At 64.8% G+C, this 21,699-nt stretch carries 15 protein-coding genes; 5 read left to right on the top strand and 10 right to left on the bottom strand.

Annotated features, from left to right (window positions below; all coding sequences use genetic code 11):
- Positions 1–14 precede the first annotated feature (14 nt).
- A complete protein-coding gene (locus tag CLU90_RS29410) occupies positions 15–251 on the bottom strand; it encodes a hypothetical protein (RefSeq protein WP_139178484.1) in 237 nt (78 codons plus the stop codon).
- Between the two features lie 205 nt (positions 252–456).
- Here CLU90_RS29410 and CLU90_RS21345 point away from each other — a divergent pair, with 205 nt between their 5' ends.
- Positions 457–831, top strand: a complete 375-nt coding sequence (locus tag CLU90_RS21345; protein ID WP_092718565.1) for a hypothetical protein — start codon at positions 457–459, stop codon at positions 829–831.
- Here the strand turns inward: CLU90_RS21345 and CLU90_RS21340 are convergent, their stop codons facing one another.
- The gene (locus CLU90_RS21340; protein WP_232731287.1) at positions 832–3,870 is read right to left on the bottom strand and encodes a sensor domain-containing diguanylate cyclase; all 3,039 of its coding nucleotides are present in this window, start codon (positions 3,868–3,870) and stop codon (positions 832–834) included.
- A 224-nt stretch (positions 3,871–4,094) separates the two neighbouring features.
- Between CLU90_RS21340 and CLU90_RS21335 the strand changes: the two genes are divergently transcribed.
- Positions 4,095–4,814 carry a helix-turn-helix domain-containing protein gene (locus tag CLU90_RS21335; protein WP_100428869.1) on the top strand — a complete coding sequence of 240 codons (720 nt, stop codon included), beginning with the start codon at positions 4,095–4,097 and terminating at the stop codon, positions 4,812–4,814.
- Here the strand turns inward: CLU90_RS21335 and CLU90_RS21330 are convergent.
- Positions 4,798–5,715 (bottom strand): sterol desaturase family protein, encoded by a 918-nt coding sequence (locus tag CLU90_RS21330; RefSeq protein ID WP_100428868.1) that lies wholly within the window; start codon positions 5,713–5,715, stop codon positions 4,798–4,800. The genes CLU90_RS21335 and CLU90_RS21330 overlap by 17 nt on opposite strands.
- A gap of 78 nt (positions 5,716–5,793) precedes the next feature.
- Positions 5,794–6,519 (bottom strand): 7-cyano-7-deazaguanine synthase QueC, encoded by a 726-nt coding sequence (queC, locus tag CLU90_RS21325; RefSeq protein WP_100428867.1) that lies wholly within the window; start codon positions 6,517–6,519, stop codon positions 5,794–5,796.
- A 220-nt stretch (positions 6,520–6,739) separates the two neighbouring features.
- Between queC and CLU90_RS21320 the strand changes: the two genes are divergently transcribed.
- Complete coding sequence (locus CLU90_RS21320; RefSeq protein WP_100428866.1) at positions 6,740–8,638, top strand: autotransporter assembly complex protein TamA; 1,899 nt, start codon at positions 6,740–6,742, stop codon at positions 8,636–8,638.
- Positions 8,638–13,062 carry a translocation/assembly module TamB domain-containing protein gene (locus CLU90_RS21315; protein WP_100428865.1) on the top strand — a complete coding sequence of 1,475 codons (4,425 nt, stop codon included), beginning with the start codon at positions 8,638–8,640 and terminating at the stop codon, positions 13,060–13,062. Before CLU90_RS21320 ends, CLU90_RS21315 begins: the two co-directional genes overlap by 1 nt.
- A 173-nt stretch (positions 13,063–13,235) precedes the next feature.
- On the opposite strand, the gene CLU90_RS21310 is transcribed toward CLU90_RS21315, so the two are convergent.
- Genes CLU90_RS21310 through CLU90_RS21305 form a run of 3 tightly spaced genes read right to left on the bottom strand, consistent with a single transcriptional unit; the run spans position 13,236 to position 16,204 of the window.
- Positions 13,236–13,475 carry a hypothetical protein gene (locus CLU90_RS21310; protein ID WP_034753464.1) on the bottom strand — a complete coding sequence of 80 codons (240 nt, stop codon included), beginning with the start codon at positions 13,473–13,475 and terminating at the stop codon, positions 13,236–13,238.
- Between the two features lie 24 nt (positions 13,476–13,499).
- The gene (locus CLU90_RS29740; RefSeq protein WP_175539417.1) at positions 13,500–13,652 is read right to left on the bottom strand and encodes a hypothetical protein; all 153 of its coding nucleotides are present in this window, start codon (positions 13,650–13,652) and stop codon (positions 13,500–13,502) included.
- Between the two features lie 56 nt (positions 13,653–13,708).
- On the bottom strand, positions 13,709–16,204 hold the full coding sequence (locus CLU90_RS21305) for an alpha/beta hydrolase family protein (RefSeq protein ID WP_175539416.1): 2,496 nt from the start codon (positions 16,202–16,204) through the stop codon (positions 13,709–13,711).
- A 189-nt stretch (positions 16,205–16,393) separates the two neighbouring features.
- On the opposite strand from CLU90_RS21305, the gene CLU90_RS21300 reads away from it, so the two are divergent.
- Positions 16,394–16,912, top strand: a complete 519-nt coding sequence (locus tag CLU90_RS21300; protein WP_092718549.1) for a hypothetical protein — start codon at positions 16,394–16,396, stop codon at positions 16,910–16,912.
- Position 16,913: 1 nt separating this feature from the next.
- Here the strand turns inward: CLU90_RS21300 and CLU90_RS21295 are convergent, their stop codons facing one another.
- From CLU90_RS21295 to CLU90_RS21285, 3 genes are all read right to left on the bottom strand, one after another.
- Positions 16,914–17,723, bottom strand: a complete 810-nt coding sequence (locus CLU90_RS21295; RefSeq protein ID WP_092718546.1) for a hypothetical protein — start codon at positions 17,721–17,723, stop codon at positions 16,914–16,916.
- A gap of 134 nt (positions 17,724–17,857) precedes the next feature.
- The gene (locus CLU90_RS21290) at positions 17,858–18,865 is read right to left on the bottom strand and encodes a DUF4424 family protein (protein ID WP_157808873.1); all 1,008 of its coding nucleotides are present in this window, start codon (positions 18,863–18,865) and stop codon (positions 17,858–17,860) included.
- Positions 18,862–21,693: an ATP-binding protein gene (locus tag CLU90_RS21285; protein WP_092718540.1), complete on the bottom strand. Its 2,832-nt coding sequence runs from the start codon at positions 21,691–21,693 to the stop codon at positions 18,862–18,864. The genes CLU90_RS21290 and CLU90_RS21285 overlap by 4 nt, the downstream gene beginning before the upstream one ends.
- Positions 21,694–21,699: the final 6 nt, after the last annotated feature.

The following is a 21,699-nucleotide window of genomic DNA, read 5'->3' as shown; positions in this document are numbered from 1 at the left end:
CGCCAAGGCAGCCGTCAGCACATGGACATGGCAGGCCGGTTGGGCCAGGTCAGCGGCGGACCGGGCGGTACCCAGCGCGGGTCGATGGCCGGCAGCGGCGCATGGTAATTGAAGGGGTTGATGATGATCGGCGGTATCGCCGATGGCGCACCGACGGGCTCGGCGCAGGACTGCGTGGCGCTACGCTGGCGCGTGATTTGATGGTCGAGAGAGGATAGCGATTGATCCCCGGTATCTGCAAACAAAAGCATGTTGCCCTCCTTGCGAGAGTGAGGTATTCAGTATAGGACGGCTTGCGCACATTACAAGAAAAGAAATCTTGTTATCCATCAGCGTGGCCCCCGGCGCCTTCCATACCGCAAAAATGACGGCCTGTCGCACGCCGCTGGCGGCAAGCCGGGCGCGCCCCTACAGTGTGACCATGCAACACCCGATCCCCACACTGCGAGGCTTACCATGAAAAAACTGCTCACCTTCGTCCTCATCGTCATGCTGGCCTGCCTGTTCCTCGACAAGATAGCCGGCAGCGACATGCACATGCAGTTCAACGGCGACGATGTCGACGGTCCGCTCGAGTGGCTGTTCGGTCTCGTGTTTGCCGGCGGCGGCTTGCTGGTCGCGGCCATTGCCGTCGTGTGCGCCGCCGTCGTGGCGGGCGTGGTGCTGGCCGGCGTGGGTGTCGTGCTGATTGCGGTGGTGGCCCTGTGCGTCGTGCTGGCGCTCGCGCTGAGCACGCCCGTGCTGCTGCCGCTGCTGATACCCGTGGCCATCATCTGGCTGATCGTCAGCCGCAACCGCAAGCAGACGCAAGCGCGTCAGCACAGCCTGTAATCACTGGGCCATGAACTTGCTGAGCACGCCGTCGCCGCCGCCATCATTCTGTTCGATGCGGTTGCGCCCGCCCCGCTTGGCCCGGTACAGCGCCTCGTCGGCGCGCGCCAGCACGGCGTCGCAATCGGCATCGGTGCCCGCCATGGCGGCCATGCCGATGCTTACCGTGATGGTGATCACCGTGCCGCCATCGGTGGTCAGCGAGCTTTCCGCCACGCGCCGGCGCAAGCGCTCGGCAAACACGGCGGCGGCGCTCAGATCCGTCCCCGGCAGCAAGATGGCGAATTCCTCGCCGCCCACGCGCCCCGGCACGTCGACCTTGCGCAGCGCCTGGCACATCAGCGCGCCCAGGTGGCGCAGCACGGCATCGCCCACGGCGTGGCCATACTCGTCGTTGACGCGCTTGAAGTGATCGATGTCGAGCATCAGCACGCTGGCGGAGCTGGCCAGTTCGCGCTGCAAGCGGGCATGCTCGTTTTCCAGCGACGCCATGAAGTGGCGCCGGTTCGGCAAGCCGGTCAGGAAATCCGTGGTGGCCAGTTGCAGCAGTTCCGCGTTCATGCGCTTGCGCTCGGTAATATCGAGCGAAGACACCATGACGAAATCGAGGCTGTCCGCATGGCCGGGCATCACCAGCAGGCTCAATTCATTTTGCCGCGCCGCGCCATCGAGACGCACGAAGCTGCTTTCGCACTCGAACAGGTGGGCGCCGCCCGCCAGCGCCAGCAGCGCATCGCCGAAACGGGGCAAGGCGCTGTCGTCGAAATTCTGCGCCAGGCTCAAGGCGCCGCGGCGCTGGTCATCCTCGTTGGCGCGCACCTGCGCCAGCGCGGCGCCATTCGCATCGATGATGCGCACCAGCCCGGCCAGCTTCTGCAGCGCGTCCGGATTGGCTTGGAAGTGGGCGCCCAAGTCGCGCACGCCCGCTTGCTCAAGGGCATCGAGCGCGGCGCGCACGGCCGACCAGTCCTGTTCCCACAGGGCCACAGGCGCATGGTCGTACAGGCTGCGGAAACGCGCTTCGCCGGCGCGCAGGGCCAGCGCCACCTGCGCCTGTTCGATGGCCATGCCGGCCAGGTGGGCCGCCTCGCTCAGCCGCGCCAGATGCGCCGCGCCCGGCAAGGTCGGCTGGCGGTGATACGCCATCAGCACGCCCAGCAGCTTGCCCGAGCCACCACGCACGGGCTCGGCCCAGCACGATTGCAGCTGGGCCCGGTATGCCAGCTCCATCGTTTCCTGCGCACCGGCATGCAGGTCGCCCACGATCACGCGCTGGCCGTCGCGCACGGCTTGCGCGGCGATGCCGTGCACGCCCTGCAAGGTGTCGAGGTCATGGCCATGGCTGGACAGGTTGAAAAACGCGGGCAGGCTGGGCGCCGCGCCCAGCACCAGGCGGTGGCGGCTTTCATCGAGCAGCAAGATGCTGCACAGCATGGCGGGATGGTCGGCCTGCACGCTCAGCACCACGCTTTCCAGCACCCGTTCCAGCGGCGCGCCCGTGGCCAGCATTTCCAGCACTTGCCGCCGCGTGTGTTCGCGCCGCTCCATCTGGCTGCGCTCGCTGATATCGCGGAAGGTCCACAAGCGCGCCTGTTCATTACCCAGCTGCATGCTGCGCACGTATTGCTCGACCACCCGCCCATCGCGCAGGTGCAGCACGTCGCGCCGCTCGCGGTGGCCGTGCGGCGCGTGGGCGCGTGCCCCGAGGAAAGGCGCCGCCTGCTCCAGCTGGCTTTCCACATGGCGCACGAGCGCCGCGCCATCGGCTTGCCAGTCGAGCGCGTCAGGCACTTGCCACAGGTCGCGGAAGCGCCGGTTCGACGTGAAGATGCGGCCATCGACGTTGTCGACCAGAATACCGTCGATGGTCGAATCGAGGATGCTGCGCAGCATGGCCTGGCTGCGCTGCGCCGCCTCGGCCATCGCCAGCACGCTCGCTTGCCCCTGCTCGAGCTGGCCGGTCAGCTCGCTCGAGCGCGCCAGCGCCGCCTGGGCGCGGGCACGGCCCGCCGCCAGCAGCCAGGCCGCCAGCGCCAGCACGATGCTGGCCAGCAAGCCCGTCCAGGCCACCAGGCGCGGCCGCGCCAGCAGTTCGCCATCGAAGCCCGGCATGGCGCGCACGCGCAAGGTCCAGGGGCGGCCGGCGATGGTGATCACTTGCAGCGACACCAGGCTGTCCGACGCGGCGGACGACATGCCGCCAGGCAAGCTGTCGTACATCAGGGCCGCCTCGGCCATTTGCGCGCCATCATAGATTTCCAGGTCCAGCTGGTACGCGCTCTCGCCGCCCACGCCCGCCATCAGGTCGCCCATGCGGAACGGCGCAAACACCCAGGCGCGCAGGGCGGCGCGCCGCTGCGCCACGGTACCATGCAGCAAGCCGTTGTCATACACGGGCAGCAAGACGAGGAAGCCATGCGCCTGGGCGCTGCCGCCATCTTGCACGAGGTGGATCTTGCCCGTCATGGCGGCTTGCCCCGTGTCGCGCGCCTGCTCGAGCGCGGCGCGACGCACGGGTTCGGACCAGATGTCATAGCCGAAGGCCAGCAGGTTGCTCTCGCTTAAAGGCTCCAGATAGGTAATGGGCGCGTGCCAGGCGCGCTGGCCGGCCGGACGCACGGCATAGCCGGGATAACCGTCCGCGCGCACGCTGGCCTCGTGCCGCGCCAGGGCCGCGCCGGGTACCAGCGGCAGGTAGCCGATGCCGTGGATGCCGGGAAAGTGGCGGTCCACCTGCTGCACCGCCAGATAGGCGTGGAATTCGCGGCGCGTGACTTCCTGCGAACTGGCATACAGTCCCTGCACCCCGTGCAGCACTTGGATGTAGGTCTGCATGCGGCCGGCGATGTTGCCCACCAGTTCGCGCACGCGGAAATCGAAATCGGCCCGCACCTGCTGTTCGCTGGCGTCGTGGGCATTGCGCCAGGCGCCATACGTCAATCCCAGGCACAGCGCCAGCACCAGCGCGGCCAGCACGCGCGGTCCCACCCAGTGCGACACTGGCCGGGCAAACCACGACGAAGACGCGCTTGTAGGCATGACAGGCTGACAGACAGAACTGACATCCAACCGCTACACGCCCAGCAATATGGCTGGCAGCGGGCTGTACGATTACCATCGGTAGTCGATGTGAATGATAGTACGTTACAGCAGGCGCCCTTGCAATGCTGAATATTGCATTAAAAAAAGCATATATTTCGTGAGTGCAACGACGTGTACTCCAGGAAAATTCGATGCCATGAAAACCATCGTCCGACGCTGGTATGATCGCCCCGCAATCCATCATCAGGGAGCCGCGTTTGCAGCACGATAGCTGGCAGGGAACACTATGGCTGGCGCCGGACTTTGCCATCTTGCATGGCGCAGCGGGCGCCACGGACAGTCACGCCCATTATGCGCACCAGCTGATGCTGAGCACGGGCGCGCCCTTCACGGCCAAACTCGACGGCATCGTCCACACGGTGCGGCATCTGCTGGTCGACAGCCTGCGTCCGCACGCCATCGTGGCCGCGCCGGCGCCCATGCTGACCATCTATGCGGAGCCGCAGCGCCTGGGCGGCGCGGCCCTGCTGGCGGCGGCCGCCAGCGCAGGCGTACCCAGCCTCGATAGCCTGGCCGCCGCGCTGCAGGCGCAGCCGCGCGTACACCTGCCCGATGCCCGCTTGCGGCGGGCGCTGGACAAGGTCGATGCGCTGCTGTCGGGCAAGGTCAGCGCGGCGGCCGTGGCCGAGGCCGCGCATTTGTCGCTGAGCCAGCTGGAACGCCTGTTCAGTGCCCAGCTGGGCTTGCCCGTGCGACGCCTGGTGCTGTGGCGCCGCTTGCGCCTGGCCATCCGTTTCATCTTGCTCGGCAGTACCCTGACGCAGGCGGCTCACGGCGCCGGCTTTGCCGATGCCGCGCATTTTTCGCGCACCATGCGCAGCCTGTTCGGCGTGCGCGCCGACCGCAGCTTGCGCCAGCTCGACGTCAAGCTGCTCGATTGATGGCACGGTTGAGCGCCTGCCGCAAGCCGGCCGGCAGCTCGGGCGCGCGCACGCCCTCTTCCGCGCGGAACGGTTCCAGCAGCTGCGGTCCATAAGCGACGGGATAATCGGGACGGCTGCCGATGCCCAGGTCTTCGCCCCGCATGCGGTAGCCGGGCGCCTCAAACGCCGTGCCCAGCAAGCGGTCCCAGCACGTAAAGAACAGGCCGAAATTCACGTCGCCGGCCGTGCCGTACTTCATGTGATGAAAGCGGTGCAAGGGCGCCCAGGCAAACACGTGGCGCAGCGGCCCCATGCGCATGTCGACATTCGCGTGCTGCAGCAACAGCTGGATCGCCACGGCAAACGCCAGCACGGCCATGACCTTCTCCGGTACGCCGAGCAGCAGCAAGGGCAGCATGCCGCCCGTCGCTTCCAGCAGCAGATGCAGCGGATGTTTCATCCAGCCGTTGAAACCGTACATGCGCCGCACGCTGTGGTGCACGGCATGCAGTTTCCACAGAAAGTAATAGCGGTGGCTCAGGTAATGCACGAGGGTGATGCCGCAATCGGCGATGAGGATGGCCAGCAGCAGCTGCGCCCAGAACGGTAATTGGGCTGGCCAGAATGCGCCCAGCGCCAGGTGTCCGGCCAGCAGGGGAAAAGCAGCCAGTCCCAGCAGGTACAGGGCTTCATTGACGAGCGCATGCAGGCTGTCGCGCCAGCCGTCGCCGTGACCGTCGTTCCACGCGCCGTCGTACGGCAGATAACGTTCGGCAAGAAAGGAAGTGAGCAGGGCCAGCAGCAGCAAGGGCGGCAAGACCCACAGAGAATGGTCGCACGCCGCGATCAGGCAAGCGGCGGCGCCGATGAAGCCGGCCCAGAACACGGGGCCGTAGAGCGCGGCAAAGAGGGATTTCATGGCAAGACGCTCCTGTGGCAAAAACCACAGCATGGCTGGCCTCCCCGCCGCGCCGCTTGAAGAAACGGCGCAACCTGCTTACTTGACAGCCAGCTTTGCCGCTTTTCTCGCAGCGTATTGCTGGTAGCCATTCGCGCGCAGGGCGCAGGCGGGGCAAGTGCCGCAGCCATAGCCCCAGTCGTGCAGCTGGCCCCGCTCGCCCAGGTAGCAGGTATGCGTGCCGCTGCGGATCAGGTCGACCAGCGGCTGGCCGCCCAGGTCTTCCGCCAGGTCCCAGCTTTGCGCCTTGTCCAGCCACATCAGCGGCGTTTCCAGTTTCAAGCGCGTGTCCATGCCCAGGTTCAGCGCCACTTGCAGCGCCTTCATCGTGTCGTCGCGGCAATCCGGGTAGCCTGAGAAATCCGTCTCGCACATGCCGCCCACCAGCACCGTCAAACCGCGGCGGTAGGCCACGGTGGCGGCCACCGTCATGAACAGCAAATTACGTCCAGGCACGAAGGTGTTCGGCAAGCCGTTTTCCTGCATGACGATCTCGACGTTCTGCGTCATGGCCGTATCGGAAATGGCGGAAATGAGCGACAGGTCGATCATGTGGTCCTGGCCCAGGCGGCTGTCCCACTCGGGCGACTGCTGGCGCATCTGTTCCAGTACGCCGGGACGCACGGTCAGTTCGATCGCGTGGCGCTGGCCATAGTCAAAGCCGATGGTTTCGACGCGGCTATAGTGCTTGAGGGCCCAGGCCAGGCAGGTGGTGGAATCTTGTCCACCGCTAAAGAGCACCAGTGCGGAGTCCGTTGCTAACATAATTTCTTTCTTTTCAGTTTTATTCTGTCCAAGCGCGCGGGGAAACATGATTCCCTGTGCAAAAAATACTTATTCGTCCGCCATCAGTTTACCTATTCCGGTAACATGCAGTCAGCATTTACTTATCTGGAGCACCATGTTTTCTGCACGACCCATACGGCATACGGCTGCCGGCAAGGCGATACGACCACGAATTTTGGCACAAGTAGTGGCAAAAGTAATGGGGCAACTGACACTGGCGGCCGCCGGCGGTGCCATCTTGCTATTTCCTGCCGCCCATGCCGCCGCACAGGAGGCCACGCAAGATGCTGCTCCAGAGAGCGCCAGCACCACCGAAGCGGCGCCCGCCCCGCTGCAGTACGAGGTCAAGGTCAACGCACCCGGCGACCTCGATGAGTTGCTTGAAAAAAACCTGGACCTGGAACGCTTCCGCGGCAACCCGCGCATGGACCGCGAGCAATTGCGGCGCCTCGTGCGCGCTACGCCCGAGGAGGCCAAAAACCTCATCGCCACGGCCGGCTACTACACGCCCGTCGTCACGGTGCGCGTCGATACGACGGGCGCCAAACCCGTCGTCATCGTCGACGTCGACCCGGGCCCGCCCGCGACCATCGACAAGGTCGAGCTGGAATTGCGCGGCTTCGATCCCACGCCGCCGCTGGCCGCCAGCGAGCCTTACGATACCGAAGCGCTGAAGCGCAGTTGGGCTCTGAAGACGGGCAGCGTGTTTCGCCAGTCCGACTGGGAAGCGGCCAAGCGCGCGCTGCTGCGCGAAGTGGTGCAGACGCGCTACCCGCGCGCCCAGCTGGTCGACACGCAAGCCGTGGTCGACCCGGAAACGCACAAGGTCTCCCTGCTGGTGGTGCTCGACAGCGGCCCCGAACTGCGCTTCGGCGAGCTGCGCATCGAAGGCTTGAAACGCTACGACGCCAGCATCATCCGCAACCTCGACAAGATACGTCCCGGCGACTATTACAGCGAATCGGCGCTGCAATCGTTCCAGGCGCGCCTGCAGGACACGGGCTACTTTGCCAGCGTGGAAGTGAGCGCCGACATGAGCAGCATCCTCAACGAACAGATCGAAGCGGGCCAGGAAAACCAGCAAGCCGAGGCCGCCGGCGCCGCGCCCGAGGCCAAGCCCGCCAACCGCGGCCCCGCGCCGCAGCTGCCGCTGGTCGTGCGCGTGACGGAAAACAAGCAGCAGAACGTCAGTGCCGGTCTCGGTTTCAGTACGAATACGGGTAACCGCGCCCAGCTCAACTATGACAACCTGAACGTGTGGGGCACGCGCTTCAAGAGCGCCCTCACGATGGAAACGAAGAAACAGGCGGCGCACGCCAATTTCTACTTTCCAACGACCGAGCGCGGCTACAACGACAGCGCGGGCGCCTCGTTCGAGCGCAGCGATATTTCCAACGAAATCACGGCCGTCACCACGATTTCGGCCAAGCGCAACTGGGGCGGCACCAACCTCGAGCGCAGCCTGACGTTCGAGTTCCTCAGCGAAAACAAGACCGTCGTGGGCCTGGAACAGACGCGCAGCAAGAGCTTGCCGCTGACCTATGCCATCACCAAGCGCAGCCTTGACAGCCTGCTGTTCCCCACCAAGGGCTACGTCATCAATGCCCAGGTGGGCGGCGCCCTGCTGCCCCTGCTGACGGACGAACGCTTCGTGCGCGTGGCCGGCAAGGCCGTGTATTACCGTCCGCTCGGTGAAAAAGGCGAGCTGATCGTGCGCGGCGAAATGGGCGCGCTGGGCTCGAAGGAAAAGCGCGGCGTGCCGGCCGTCTACCTGTTCCGCGCGGGTGGCGACCAGTCCGTGCGCGGCTATGCCTACCAGGAACTGGGCGTGAAGGAAGGCGAAGCCACCGTCGGCGGGCGCTACATGCTCACCGGCAGCGCCGAATACCAGTACTGGTTCAAGCCGAAGTGGGCCGTCGCCGCCTTCTATGACGCCGGTAACGCGGCCGACACCGTGAAAGCGGCCATGACGCCGAAATCGGGCTATGGCCTGGGCGGGCGCTACAAGAGTCCCGTCGGCCCCATCAATGTCGACGTGGCGTATGGCCACGCCGTCCACGCCTACCGTTTGCACTTCTCTCTGGGATTCACTTTCTGATGTCCGATATTATTACCGAGTCCCACGACGCCGCACCGCCACCGCCGGCGAAAAAACCGCGCCGCTGGTTACGCTACCTCCTGATCGCCGTCGCCAGCCTGGCCGTGCTGCTGGGCGGCGCCTTCTGGTTCCTGGGCCGCGAATCGACCTTGCAGATGCTGGTGCAAAAAGTGGCCAGCGCCAGCGGCGGCGAAATCGAAGTGTCGGGCGTGTCCGGCTCGCTGTACAAGCGCATGCACCTGGGCCACGTCAGCTACCGCAGCAAGACGCAGCACATCACGGCCGACAATATCGACATCAACTGGTCGCCGTTCCAGTTCTTCTCGGAAGGCATCGCCATCAGCGAACTGCACGTGGCCAGCCTGTCCGTGGAAAGCACGGCGCCGTCCGAGGAACCGTCGACCATGCCCGCCAGCCTGGCCCCGCCGTTCAAGATCGGCATTGCCGACGCACGCCTGGACAAGGTGACCCTGGTGAGCCCGAGCGGCAACACGGTGTTTGAAAAAATCCATTTCACCTTGTCGGGCGACAAGTCGCAATGGCAGCTGGAAGACGCGTCGGGCGTGACGCCGTTCGGCCAGGCGACGGCCAGCGCGACGATAGCCGCCACGCAGCCATTCAAACTGTCGGGCAAGGCCGGCTTGACGCAGCTCACCGCCGCCGCCGGCGAAAAGCCCGCAGCCCTCGCCTTGCAGCTGGGCGGCGACTTGAACGTGCTGAACGTGACGGCCAAGGGCAGCGCGGGCGCGGCCACGGCCGATGCCCGGCTGGCTCTGGCGCCGTTTGATCCCGTCATCATCCTGCGCTCAGCCAGCATCCAAGGTCGCAACATCAATCCGGGCAAGTTCGACGCCACCTTGCCGCAGGCGGACCTGAGCCTGGAACTCGACGCCGCCATCGACACGCGTCCCAACGCGCAAACCGTGTCGGGCAAGCTGGCCATCCTCAACCACGCCACACCGGGTCCCATCGACCAGCAAAAGCTGCCGCTGCGCCAGTTCGAGGCGCGCCTGGGCGGCACCCTGACGGCCACGACGCTCGAATCGGCCATCATCGATTTCGGCAATGCGGGCAAATTCACGGGTAGCGGCAAGCTCAACCGTGACGCGGCCGACGCGCCCATCGGCAATGCGCAACTGACCTTGCATACCGACAAGATCGACTTGCAGCACATATACAGCAGCATCAACAGTACCAAGATCGTCGGCGACATCGTGCTCGACAGCGACGGCAAGACGCAAACGCTGCGCGCCAAGCTCGGCGAAGCCAAGCTGCGCCTGGACGTGGAAGCGACCCTGGCCGACTCGCTCGTGCAATTGCGCAAGGCGACCTTGCAAGCGGGCAAAAGCAGCGTCAATGCGACGGGCCAGATCAGCCTGAAGGACGAGCAACCGTTCAAGGCCGTGGCCAGCACCAGCCGTCTCAATCCCGCCGACTTCGGCGCCTTCCCCGTGGCCGACCTGAATCTCGACGTGCGCGCGTATGGCCACGTGGCACCCCAGTGGCTGGCGAATGCGGACTTCACCGTGCGCCCCAGCAAGCTGCTCGACCAGCCCTTGTCCGGCAAGGGCAAGCTGACGGCCGATGCGGCCCATTTCAGCGGCATCGACGTGCAGCTGGCGCTGGGCAAGAACAACGTGACGGCCAAGGGCAACTTCGGCGGCGCCGGCGAAAAGCTGAACTGGAACGTCGATGCAAGGCAACTTTCCGCCTTGCAAGGCGACTTGCTGGGCACGGTACTGGCCAGCGGCGTGGTGCAAGGCACCATGCAGCAGCCGCGCACGAGCTTTGTTGCCGATGCAAAAGGATTAGGCCTCACCAGCGGCAAGCGTCCCGCGCCGGACAGCGCCATCCACGCCAGCGGCGAAGTGGGCTTGACGGGGCCGAAGCAGCAAGCGGAATTGAAAATGACGGGGTCCCTGCAAAAGATCAACCCGGCCGCGTTTGGCGCATCGCTGCCCAACGGCAACGTCAATGCGGATTTCAACGGCAGCGGTCGCCTGACGAGCGACTGGCAAGTGGCCCTGAACCTTGCCCTGAGCGAATCGACCTTGCAAAACGCGCCGCTGGCCGGCTACGCCAAGCTGTCGGCCAACGCGAAACGCATCGACAGCGTGGATACGGAATTGCGCCTGGGGCCGAACAGCCTGCTGGCAAAGGGCGCGCTCGGTGGCGCCACGGACCAGCTGACGTGGAAACTCGATGCGCCGCAACTGTCGACCCTGGGCCCCCGCTTTGCCGGCGTGCTGCATGCGGCCGGTTCCGTCTCGGGCAAGATGGACGCGCCCGCCGCGCAGCTGACCCTGGATGGCAAGGACTTGACCTTCTTTGGCGACCAGCAATTGAAAGCCGTCAAAGGCAGCGCCAGCGTGGGCGCCGGCCAGGGCACGCTCGACCCCATGGTCAGCAGCCTGGAGATCACGGGCTACAGCACGCCCACCTTCAAACTGGCCAGCGCCCGCCTGGGCACGACGGGCACGCGCGGCAGCCATACGGTGAGCCTGGCGGCGCGCAATGACGATTTCGACGCCACCGTGCAAGTGCGCGGCAGCCAGAGCGGCGCCAGCTGGACGGGCACCATCGACAGCCTGCAAAACAAGGGCCGCTATGCGCTCGTGCTGCAAGCGCCCGTGCCCGTGAAAGTGGCCGGTCCTGCCGGCAGCGGCGTGGCGGGCCTGGGCCAGCCCGAGCAGATCAGTGTGGGCAATACCGTCATCAAGCTGCCGGCGGGCAGCATCACCATGCAAAGCCTCGTCAAGAACGGTCCCCGCTGGACCAGTTCCGGCCAGGCGGCCGGCGTGGCGCTGACGTATCTGGCGCAAGTGGTCCCCGCGCTGCAAGCCAATGCGCGCAGCGACCTGACCCTGGGCGCGCAATGGTCGCTCGACATGCAGGTGCCGACGGCCAAACAGAAAGACCCGTCTTTGGCCGGCATGCTGCACATCTACCGAGAAAAAGGCGACGTGACGGTCGGCGTGGAACAGCCGCTGGCGCTGGGCTTGCGCACCCTCGATGCACGCATCGACGTGGCCAACCAGCAATTGCGCCTGGCCGTGAAACTCGACGGTGCGCGCGCGGGCCAGAGCGACATCAATGCCACCGTGCAAATGCTGGGCGGGCGCATCAGCAACGACAGCGCCCTCTCGCTGACGGGCACCACCAATATCGATACACTGGCGTGGCTGGCGCCGCTGACGGGCCAGCCGGGCCTGGAACTGGGCGGCGCCCTGAAAATCGCGCTGGCTGGCAGCGGCACCATCGGCGCGCCGCAATTGAATGGCGACATCAACGGCAGCAAGCTGCTCGTGAACTGGGCCGACCAGGGCTTGAAATTGCGCAACGGCGTACTGCAAGCCAAGCTGGCCGGCGACCAATTGCAACTGCAGCGCCTGAGCTTTGACGGCGGCGATGGCAAGGTGCAGGCCGATGGCTGGGTACGCTTTGCGAATGGCGAGGCGAGCCTGGAACTGAAATTGATGGCCGACCGCCTGCAAGCGCTGTCGCGCCCCGACCGCACCTTGATCCTGTCGGGTAACAGCACCCTCGTGCGCAACGACAAGCGCTTCAGCTTCGAGGGCAAGTTCAAGGCCAACCGCGCGCTGATCGAACTGGCGCCGCAAGACACGCCGACGCAAAGCAGCGACGTCGTGGTGCTGGGCAAGGAAGTCAAGGGCGGCAAGGACGCGCCTGCACTACCCCTGAATATCGACCTCGAGTTCGACCTGGGCAACGCCTTCCACCTGCGCGGCATGGGCATCGACGCGGACCTGGCGGGCAATGTGCGCGCCAGGGTCATCAACCGCGCCGCGCCGCGCGTGACGGGCAGCATCAAGGTCACCAGCGGCCAGTACGCGGCCTACGGGCAGAAGCTGTCGATCGAACGGGGCTTGATCGCCTTCACGGGCGCCTACGACAATCCGTCCCTGAATATCCTGGCCGTGCGCAAGCGTCCCGAAGGCGAAGCCTTGTCGGAAACGAACGTGGAGGCGGGCGTGGAAGTGCGCGGCACGGCGCAGGCGCCCACGGCCAAGCTCGTGTCCACGCCGAGCGTGTCGGACAGCGACAAGCTGGCCTGGCTGATCCTCGGCCACGGCGCGGAAACGGCGGCCGGCGATGAAATGGCCCTCTTGACGACGGCGGCCGGCGCCCTCTTCGGCGGCTCCGGCGGCGGCTTGCAAGGCAAGCTGGCCAATTCGCTGGGCCTGGACGAAGTGGGACTGTCGCAGGCGAAGGGGCTGGAAAGCACGGTCGTCACCGTCGGCAAACGGCTATCCTCGCGCGCCTACCTGACGTTCGAGCAAGGCACGAGCACGGCGACGAGCCTGGTCAAGCTGCGTTATAAGCTGAACCGCCGCATCACCCTGCAATTCCAGACGGGCACGAACAATGCCTTGGACGTGCTGTACACGTGGGCGTTTGATTAGATTGGCGGCCAACACTGTTGTCGGATTACGCGGGGCGTTGCCCCGCTAATCCGACCTACGCTCCATGTGCATGCGCGTAGGTCGGATTAGCGGCGCAGCCGCGTAATCCGACACCACCACCAGAAACAACAAAGGGCGCCACGGCGCCCTTTTGTTTGACTGCTGCAAACAGCTTACTCGGCCACGTCGAGCCCCCGCTCGATCATGCCTTCGACGTAGGCGCGCAGATACTGTTCCAGCGCGGGGCCGGACAGCACGTTGGCCGTCAGCGCGCCGTGCGGCGAGCCTTTCAGCACGCCGTCGTGGTACACGCGCGCAATCCAGGCCACGTCCGCGCCCTGGGTGTAGTCGAGTTCATAGTCGAACGATTCTCCGCTGACCTTGCGTGTGTAGACTTCCTTGACAATTGCCATCTAAAACAGCCTTTCTTGACGAGATTAACTGGGATGCGGGTGCGGCACGGGGTCGTCCTGCGGCACCGGGTGCACGGGCCCCGGGTGGCGCCCGGGCGCTTCTTGCGGCTCCGGCGCCGGCATGGGTTCATCGACGGGCGCCGGGTCGGGCGCGCGGTGGGCATGGATGACTTGCATGGCTGGCCTCCCTGCGGGCAAAGGAAGACCATACCACGAGATGCGCGCCGCTGCTCTTATTTGCTTGCCGGCTTGGCGTCGGCGGCGGGCGGCGCCGCGTTCTTCACATATTTCTCCAGCCAGTTGTTGCTTTCATACAGCATCTGCATGATCGATTCACGCGCGCGATAGCCGTGGCTCTCGTTCGGCAGCATCACCAGGCGCGCCGTGCCGCCCAGTCCCTTGACGGCCTGGAACATGCGCTCGCTCTGGATGGGGAAGGTACCCGAGTTGTTGTCCTGCTCGCCATGGATCATCAGCAGCGCATCCTTGATCTTGTCCGCGTAATTAAACGGCGACATGGCCTGGTAGACGGCCGGCGCCTGCCAGAACGAGCGCTCCTCCGCCTGGAAGCCGAACGGCGTCAAGGTGCGGTTGTAGGCGCCGCTGCGGGCGATGCCGGCACGGAACAGACGCGTGTGCGCCAGCAGATTGCCCGTCATGAAAGCGCCATACGAGTGGCCGCCGATGGCGATGCGGTTGCGGTCGCTCACGCCACGGCGCACCACTTCATCGACGGCCGCCTCGGCATCGGCCACCAGCTGCGGCAGATAGGTGTCGTTCGGTTCCTGCTCGCCATTGCCGACGATGGGGAACGATGGATTGTCGAGCACGGCATAACCCATGGACAGGAAGGCGGCCGGCCCCCAGTAGCTGACGGCATTGAATTTGTACGGCGAGCCCTTGGTCTGGCTGGCGGCGCTGGCCGTCTTGAACTCCTGCGGGTACGCCCACATCAGGGTCGGCAGCGGACCGTCGCGTTTCACGTCGTAGTTCGGCGGCAGCATCAATGTCGCCGTCAAGTCCACGCCGTCCGCGCGCTTGTAGCGGATCAGCTCTTTCTGCACGTCCTTCAATTGCGGCAGCGGATGGGGGAAATGCGTGAGGGCCGTCAGTTGCGCCGCGCCCTGCTGCTTCAGGTTGCGCACATAGTAGTTCGGCTGCTCGGTCGGCGATTCGCGCGTGGACAGCAAGCGGCTGCCATCCTCGTCCAGCACGGCCACCACGTTTTCATAATACGGCGCGGCGCTCTGGAACAGGCGCTCCTTCTGTTTCGTCGCCAGGTTCAGGCGGTCGATGAAGGGACGGTCGCCGTCCTTCGAGGCGCCCTGGCCGTCGAGCAGGATGGAACCGTCCGCGGCGATCAGCAGGCGCGGCAAGCCGGCAGCGTCCGCGCGCATGACGGGCTGGCCCGGGTCGTTGTAGCGGTCTTCGAACGATCCCGCATACACGAGGTCGGCCGGCGCGGAAGGTTGATCCGGTGAAATCTTCCACTGCTTGACGGCGCGCGTCTTGTACCACGCTTCGCCGAGCAGGGCCAGGTCGCCACGGCCCCATGCGATGCCGGCATAGCGCGAACCGAGCTTGGCCAGCACGGCCGGCTTGCTGCTAAACGGCGCCGCCTGCGTGTAGACGATGTCGCGGATCTCCGCCGCCTTGGCCGGATCGCCGCCATCCTGCGCCTCGGCCCACACCAACGTCGCGGGCGCGTCAACGCGCCAGCTGACGGAACGCACGCCGGCCGAGACGGCATCATTGCCTGGCGGCAGCCCTTCCTCCAGCGGCAAGGCCGCCACCGCATGCACCACCTTGCCATTCAGGTCGCGCACGTCGATCTTGTGGGCAAAGTCGTGCGCCGGCACGATGTACGAATATGGACGCACGATGCTGGTCGTCAGCAGGTGCTTGCCATCGGGCGAGGCCGATACGCGCGAGAACTGGCCCGGCTGGCCGACGAGGCGCTGCTTGCCCGCCACGTCCAGCAAGGCCAGCTGCACGGTGATGTAGTGTTCGAACAGCTGCGCATCCTGTTCGTTTTTCAGCAGGTCGGGATAGGTGCGCAATTGCTTGACGCCGCCGCCCGGCACGCTGTCCTGGATGGACGGGCCCGTCGGGATGCCGCTGGCCACGGGTGCCGCGCCCAGCTTGGCCGGTTTCAGTTGCACCAGCAAGGTCTTGCTGTCTGGCAGCCAGGAAAAGCCGCGGCCATACACGGTCGACAAGGATTGATTGCCCAGCTTGCGCGCCGCTTTGGTCTGCACGTCGAGCAGCCACAGTTCCACGCCCGATTCCTTCACGCCCCTGGCGGGATCGGCGAAGGCGATGTGCGTAAACGCCAGGTAGCGCTGGTCCGGCGACCAGGCCAGGTCGGCGATGCGGGGCGATGCGGGCAGGCCGCTGACCTTGATTTCCTTCTGCGTATCGATGTCGAGCAAACCCAGTCCCGTGTGAAAACTGAAACGGCTGGCCGAATACGTGCGCGGGTTGATGCGCAAGCCCGCCAGCTTCAGTTCCGGCTGCGCCACTTCGCTGATGCTGGGCAGGGATGGCGTGGGCAGCACGGCGGCCAGGTTGCGTTTCGGGCTCAGGCTCAGGGTTGGCGCGCGCGGCGCATCGACGATGGCTTGCAGGGGCGCGGGCGGGGCTTGATACGCGCCATCTTGCGCCATGGCCAGGGAAGACGAGGCCATCAGGCCGACAGTGATGGGCAGCAAAGGCAAACGAGTAGACATGAAACTCCAGTGTATGAAGGTGGCGACAACAAGCGGGCGCACCGCACCGCTCATGGCGGCGCTGTGTGACAGGGCATAGTGCGTTCATGCCATGTAAATGTCAACAAGCAACTTTTACCGTTTGACAAGCATCGCCGCCCATCCCCATCTGGCTTACAATCGCTGTTTTACCCGCACCCGAATGTCTACATGGAAACCACTACCCTCGCCCTGCTGTTCCTGGTCCCGCTGCTGGTCTGGCGCATTTATTCGCGCCTGAAGAAACTGGTGGCGCGCCAGAAGTCGCAGCTGTGGCGCCACTGGCTGGTGGCCATCGCGTTTCCCGCGCTGCTGCTGTTCCTGGCGACGACGACGAAATTCGAGCTCCTGCCCCTGTCCAGCCTGGGCGCGGGTGCACTGGCCGGCGGCTGGCTCGGCGTGCTGGGATTGAAGCTGACGCGCTTCGAGCAGGTCGGCAAGGATTTCTTCTTTACCCAGCACCGCTACCTGGGCTTAACCATCACGATGCTGTTCATCGCCCGCCTGCTGTACCGCGGCATGCAAATCTATATGAACACGCGCCTGGACGTGCCCGTGCCGCCGCCCCCGTTCGGCCAGAGCCCGCTGACCATGGCCGCCTACGGCCTCGTCATCGGCTACTACGCCGTGTATGCGTGGGGCCTGCTGCGCTGGCGCCAGCGCAACAAGCCGCTGCAGGCAGCAGAGTAAATCAGTAGTACTGGCACAGGCCCGTACACGTCGTCACCGACAGCGCCTGGCGTATCGTCGCCAAGGCCGGCGCCAGGGCAGGATCGAGGTCCTTGTCCGCACCGGCCAGACTGCTCAGCAGGCGCTCGCGCAAGGGCGGCGCCATCAGATTTGCATTCGCCGTGGCGTGCTGCGCGGCCGCTTCCAGCATCCTTTTCTTTTGCGCCATGCTCCACAGCGGCACCTGCATGAACTGCAACACGCCAGTGTAAACAATGGCCGTATTCTTGCTGAACGCCCGCGCGCGCAGACGCTCGGGTCCGCTCACCGCATCGGCCGGCCGGGCGCTGAATTCCTGCTCCATCAGCCCAATCAAATGGCCATGGCAATGCATGCTGAAAGCAAACAAGGTGCTCATTTCATCGCCGTAGCTGGCCAAGTTCTGCGTCATTTGTTCCCTGCGCGCCAGCTGCAATTCGGTGCCGGACATGGGCAAGGGCCGTTCGAGGCCAAACGCATAGTATGTTTTTCCCAGCCGCATGGCCTGCTCGCACACGGCCACGCTCTGGTTGACGTCCTGCAGCGCCGCGACAGGCGCCTGGAACAGGCGCGGGCCGTCGGCGATATGGGCAAACAGCTGCGCCACGGCAGGATCGCCCAAGCGCGGCAAGCCGCCTTGCGGCGTCGCCTTGGCCATCAGCGCTTCCAGCTGGCCGCTGGCTTGCTGGAAATCGCTGTAGCTATCGGCGAAGGCGGCGGGCGCCACGAGGGAGGAGGAAAGGCAGAACAAACGGCCGAGGCGGCGCAGCGGCATGGAAATGGACAGGGACATGGAATCGGCAGAACACTATTGGATAATTGGCAATTATAGGCAATTTGTATCCATAGTGTATTTAATTGCTCTTACAGCAATATCACCTAAGCAATGATGGTGACGCGCGGCCAGCGCGTCCTGCGTGCTCGTTCCTATGGCCGTATCTGCGGCGCCACACCGTCGTTGCTCACCATGCCTTCGACATTGCCGAAGTACACGTCCAAGTCCTGCTTCGGATGGAAGTTGCGCAGCTTGACTTGCAAGGTGGTGGGGTTGATCTTGGTGAACGTGCCGGGGAAGCACAGGCTGACCAGTTCGTCCGGCTTGCCCTTGATCAGGTTCAAGGTAAAGTCTTCGATGCCATTCTTCCAGGTGTTACCGGTCGTCAAAATGTACGACACCCACACGGCATTGACGAAGCCGCTTTCGCCCTGCTGGGCCGCCAGGCGGTTCCACGTCTTGTAGAAGGCCTTGTCGCCGCAGTATTTCTTTTCAAATGTATTGCCATCGCCCAGGTAGGACGCACCCGGGCCGGCCGCGACGAATGGCGCATATTGATGGCGCACGCGCACGACTTTGCCGGCGGGGAATTTCTGCTGCCACAGGTAGATGACTTTGACGGTCCAGGCCGGCACCCATTCCTCGTCGTACAGCTGGGCCAGCAAGCCTTCGCGTATCATGATCTTGCTTTGCGCGGCCGTCAGCGGCGCCACCTTCTTGTCGAACGGCGTGTGCGAAGGGAAATACGCAATTTGCGCGTCGGACAAGCCCAGCTGGCGCAAGCGGGCCGTCACGTCGGCGCTATCGAGCTTGGCGACGAAGGTGGTTTTATAGTCCTTGCGCCGGCCATCGACGTCGACGGTAAACTGCTGCGGCTGGCCGTAATATGTGGGCGAGCCATGGTAGCCGGCCGAGTATTCGGGCAAGGGGAAGAAGATCGTCTCTTCCACATCCCTGGCCGACTCGTTGAGGAATTCATACTCGACCTTGATCAAGTCCGTGCTCACGCTGAGCACTTCCTTTTTCATGGCCACGGCATCCGTCTTGCCGAACAGGATGCCGCCCGCGCTGACGGAACCGATGCCGTCGTTGGCCACGGCCGTGCCTGCCAACGACAGCGACAGGGCCGCGGCCAGAAGGAGCTTGCGCGCGATCATCATGCCGCCTTGCCCGATACGGGATCGACCCGGCGCTGCAGCACGAAAATCGGTTGCGCCCATTGGGTATCCTTTTTCTTCTTGCTGGTGATCAAAGTGAGTTCCGACGGATCGTAGACGTCCGTGTTGTGCGTCAACGGCGTCGTCATCAGGTATTGCGCTTCCGTGTTTTTCAGGAATTCGCCAACCAGTTGAATGTTGCGGATATCGAGGTGGGCAAACGGTTCGTCGATGAAGACGAAGCCGCCGGAACCGTCTTCCGATTTCAGCAAGCCGATCAGCAGCACCAGCGACTTCATCACCTGCTGGCCGCCCGACGCTTCGCCATCGTTCATGCCGATGACGCCCTTGCCGTCGAACTTGAAGCGCACGTGCAAGCCCGCCTGCGACAGCTGCACGTCGTCGTTTTCCAGGCGCACGGGGTCGGCATGGACTTCGATGCCGGCCAATTCGCCCAGTTCCTTGATGTTCTTGCTGTAGGTCTTGATGGTGTAGCGCAAGCGCTCCATGTAGGCGCCGCGGGCATTGCCCGTCGCTTCGATGGCGCGGTTGTTCTGGTAGCGGCGCTCGTCCGTTTCCGACTGGCGGCCGTGCAGCTGCTCCGACAGGCGGTGGTGCTGGTCGATGACGGTCGCGTCCAGTTCCCAGTCGTCGCGCGCCAGGCTGTTTTGCAGGCTGGCCACGCGCAGATCGACCTGGTGCGCATTCTGGTGCTCGGCCACGAGCGCCGCGCGGCGCGCGGGACGGCGCCAGCTTTTCGGCAGGTGGCGCCACGCATGGCGCAGAGCCAGCAAGGCGCGCGCATGCTCGGCGCGCTGTTCAATCTGCTTCTTGTAGCCGAGGCGCGAACCGGCTTCCGCTTCCGACAAGGCCAGGCGCGCGTTTTGCCACACCGTATCGGCACGCGTGCGCGCCACGGTGGCGTTCTTCGTCAGGTTTTGCAGCTCGCCCAGACGGCCGCCCACTTCCAGGCGCTCTTCCTTGAGCGGCTTCGAATTGCGCAGCGCTTCGGCGAATTCTTCCTGGCGTGCACTGAGTTCCTTGGCCGCGTCGACGCCGGCGATGCGCGCTTTTAAAGCACCCACTTCCGCCGCCAGCTTCGAGATCGCCAGGGTCAAGGTGTCTTCCTGGCCTTCCAGGCCCGGCAAGGAGCGCAGCAGCGCTTCCAGGCGGCCGCTGCGGCCAGCCTGGCCGAAGCGGTAGCGCGATGCTTCGACGAACAGCGAGCGTCCGCCGCGGCGTTCACGGTGGTAGGCCTCGGGCGTGATCCACTCTTCGTGATTGCCCAATTTAAAGCCCGCTTCGACGGAATCGACGCGCGCAATGCGCGACAGCTGCTCGATCAGCCAGCTGGGCACGGGCGCAGAAAACTTCACCACGGCCAGCAAGCTCTCGTCTTTCGCCACGGGCGCCGTGACGAGGTCGGGCACGATGAAGTGGCGGTAGCGCTCCTTCTCGGCCAGGCGGTAGGCGGCGGCCGCATCCTTGGCCTTGTCGAGCAGGACGACCGAGGCGTAACCGCCCAGCACGCCTTCGACGGCGCCCTGCCAGCGGCTGTCCGTCACTTCGACGATGTCCGACAGCATCGCGTGGGGAATGCCTGCGTCGCGCAATGCACGGCGCATGCCGCGCACATTGTCCGGCTCCGGCATGGCCGTCTTGCCTTGCAGCGCGGCAATCGTCGCCTGCTCGCCCGCGATACGGGCCGACAAGGCATCGCGCTGCTGGCGCTGGCGCAGCAGTTCCGCTTCCTTCTGTTCCAGCTGGGCCGCCACTTCGGCGATGTCGCTGCCCGAATCGGCCGCCAGCTTGTGCAGACGCTCCTTCTGTTCCAGCAGGCTGTCCAGCGGTTTCAGCTTGGCATTGATCAGGGAAAGGCGGCTCTGCAGGCCGATCGATTCCTGCTCCAGCAGGGTTTCGTTCATCTGCGCGTCGGACAGGGCCTTTGCCTGTGCCGCCAGCGCGTTGCGTTTATCCGTCAGTTGCTGGTCCGCCTGCGCCATCGGTTTGCGCGCATCGCGCAATTGCCGGCTGGCGATGGCGGCTTTTTCGCGCGCCTCGTGGTACTGCAGGCTGGGCAGCACTTCTTCCAGCAGGTTGCGGCGTTCCTTGTGCAAGCCTTCCCACTGGTGGTAATTGGCCACGCGCAGGCGCAAGCCTTCCAGGTTGGTCTTCGACGCCTCGAGTTCCGTCTCGAAGCGTTTCAGTTCCACTTCCGTGTCGCGCTGGTGGCGCTTGGCTTCGTCGTAGGCGTCCAGCACTTCCTTGTCGCCAAACACCTGGAACACGAGGTCGAGCAGCTGGCGCGGCGCATATTCGCACAATTTGTCCGTCTCGCCCTGCTCCAGCGCCAGCACTTTCGACATGGCTGGCGACAAGCCCGCATTGGCCAGGCGCTTGCGGTAGTTTTCCACACCGAGCCAGTCGTTGGCATCCGTGATGTCTTCGATCTGCACATTGCCCGGACGCATCAGATACTGGCGCTTCCAGTCGCCGCCATTTTTCTGGATCTGGCAAAACAGGGTCACTTCATCGTCGCTGAAGAAGCCGGAACTGCGGAACGGGCGGTTCGACAGCTGCTTGCCCACGTTCTTGTTGTCGACCACGGCGCGCAACCAGGCCGTCTGCTGGCCCGAATGGCGCGCATAGTGCTTGTACGTGCGGCCCATCGAGCAGTCGAGGCCGAACAGGGTGCGCAAGGCGTCGAGCAAGGTGGTCTTGCCGGAACCGTTCTGCCCCGCGATGGTGATGATCTTCGCGTCGAGCGGGATGTTCTTGATGCGCTGCCAGTAATCCCAGTGCACCAGTTCAAGTGATTTGATATGAAACATGGGCGC

Source organism: Janthinobacterium sp. 67 (genome assembly GCF_002797895.1).
In the GTDB taxonomy this organism is placed as follows: Bacteria; Pseudomonadota; Gammaproteobacteria; order Burkholderiales; family Burkholderiaceae_D; genus Janthinobacterium.
Note: the sequence above shows the minus strand (reverse complement) of the source record. Positions and strands in the feature narration are given on the sequence as shown.

Coding starts and splice junctions, on each gene's coding strand:
- CLU90_RS29410 (WP_139178484.1), bottom strand. CDS start 251: ATGCTTTTGTTTGCAGATACCGGGGATCAATCGCTATCCTCTCTCGAC.
- CLU90_RS21345 (WP_092718565.1), top strand. CDS start 457: ATGAAAAAACTGCTCACCTTCGTCCTCATCGTCATGCTGGCCTGCCTG.
- CLU90_RS21340 (WP_232731287.1), bottom strand. CDS start 3,870: ATGCCTACAAGCGCGTCTTCGTCGTGGTTTGCCCGGCCAGTGTCGCAC.
- CLU90_RS21335 (WP_100428869.1), top strand. CDS start 4,095: ATGATCGCCCCGCAATCCATCATCAGGGAGCCGCGTTTGCAGCACGAT.
- CLU90_RS21330 (WP_100428868.1), bottom strand. CDS start 5,715: ATGAAATCCCTCTTTGCCGCGCTCTACGGCCCCGTGTTCTGGGCCGGC.
- queC (WP_100428867.1), bottom strand. CDS start 6,519: ATGTTAGCAACGGACTCCGCACTGGTGCTCTTTAGCGGTGGACAAGAT.
- CLU90_RS21320 (WP_100428866.1), top strand. CDS start 6,740: ATGGGGCAACTGACACTGGCGGCCGCCGGCGGTGCCATCTTGCTATTT.
- CLU90_RS21315 (WP_100428865.1), top strand. CDS start 8,638: ATGTCCGATATTATTACCGAGTCCCACGACGCCGCACCGCCACCGCCG.
- CLU90_RS21310 (WP_034753464.1), bottom strand. CDS start 13,475: ATGGCAATTGTCAAGGAAGTCTACACACGCAAGGTCAGCGGAGAATCG.
- CLU90_RS29740 (WP_175539417.1), bottom strand. CDS start 13,652: ATGCAAGTCATCCATGCCCACCGCGCGCCCGACCCGGCGCCCGTCGAT.
- CLU90_RS21305 (WP_175539416.1), bottom strand. CDS start 16,204: ATGTCTACTCGTTTGCCTTTGCTGCCCATCACTGTCGGCCTGATGGCC.
- CLU90_RS21300 (WP_092718549.1), top strand. CDS start 16,394: ATGGAAACCACTACCCTCGCCCTGCTGTTCCTGGTCCCGCTGCTGGTC.
- CLU90_RS21295 (WP_092718546.1), bottom strand. CDS start 17,723: ATGTCCCTGTCCATTTCCATGCCGCTGCGCCGCCTCGGCCGTTTGTTC.
- CLU90_RS21290 (WP_157808873.1), bottom strand. CDS start 18,865: ATGATGATCGCGCGCAAGCTCCTTCTGGCCGCGGCCCTGTCGCTGTCG.
- CLU90_RS21285 (WP_092718540.1), bottom strand. CDS start 21,693: ATGTTTCATATCAAATCACTTGAACTGGTGCACTGGGATTACTGGCAG.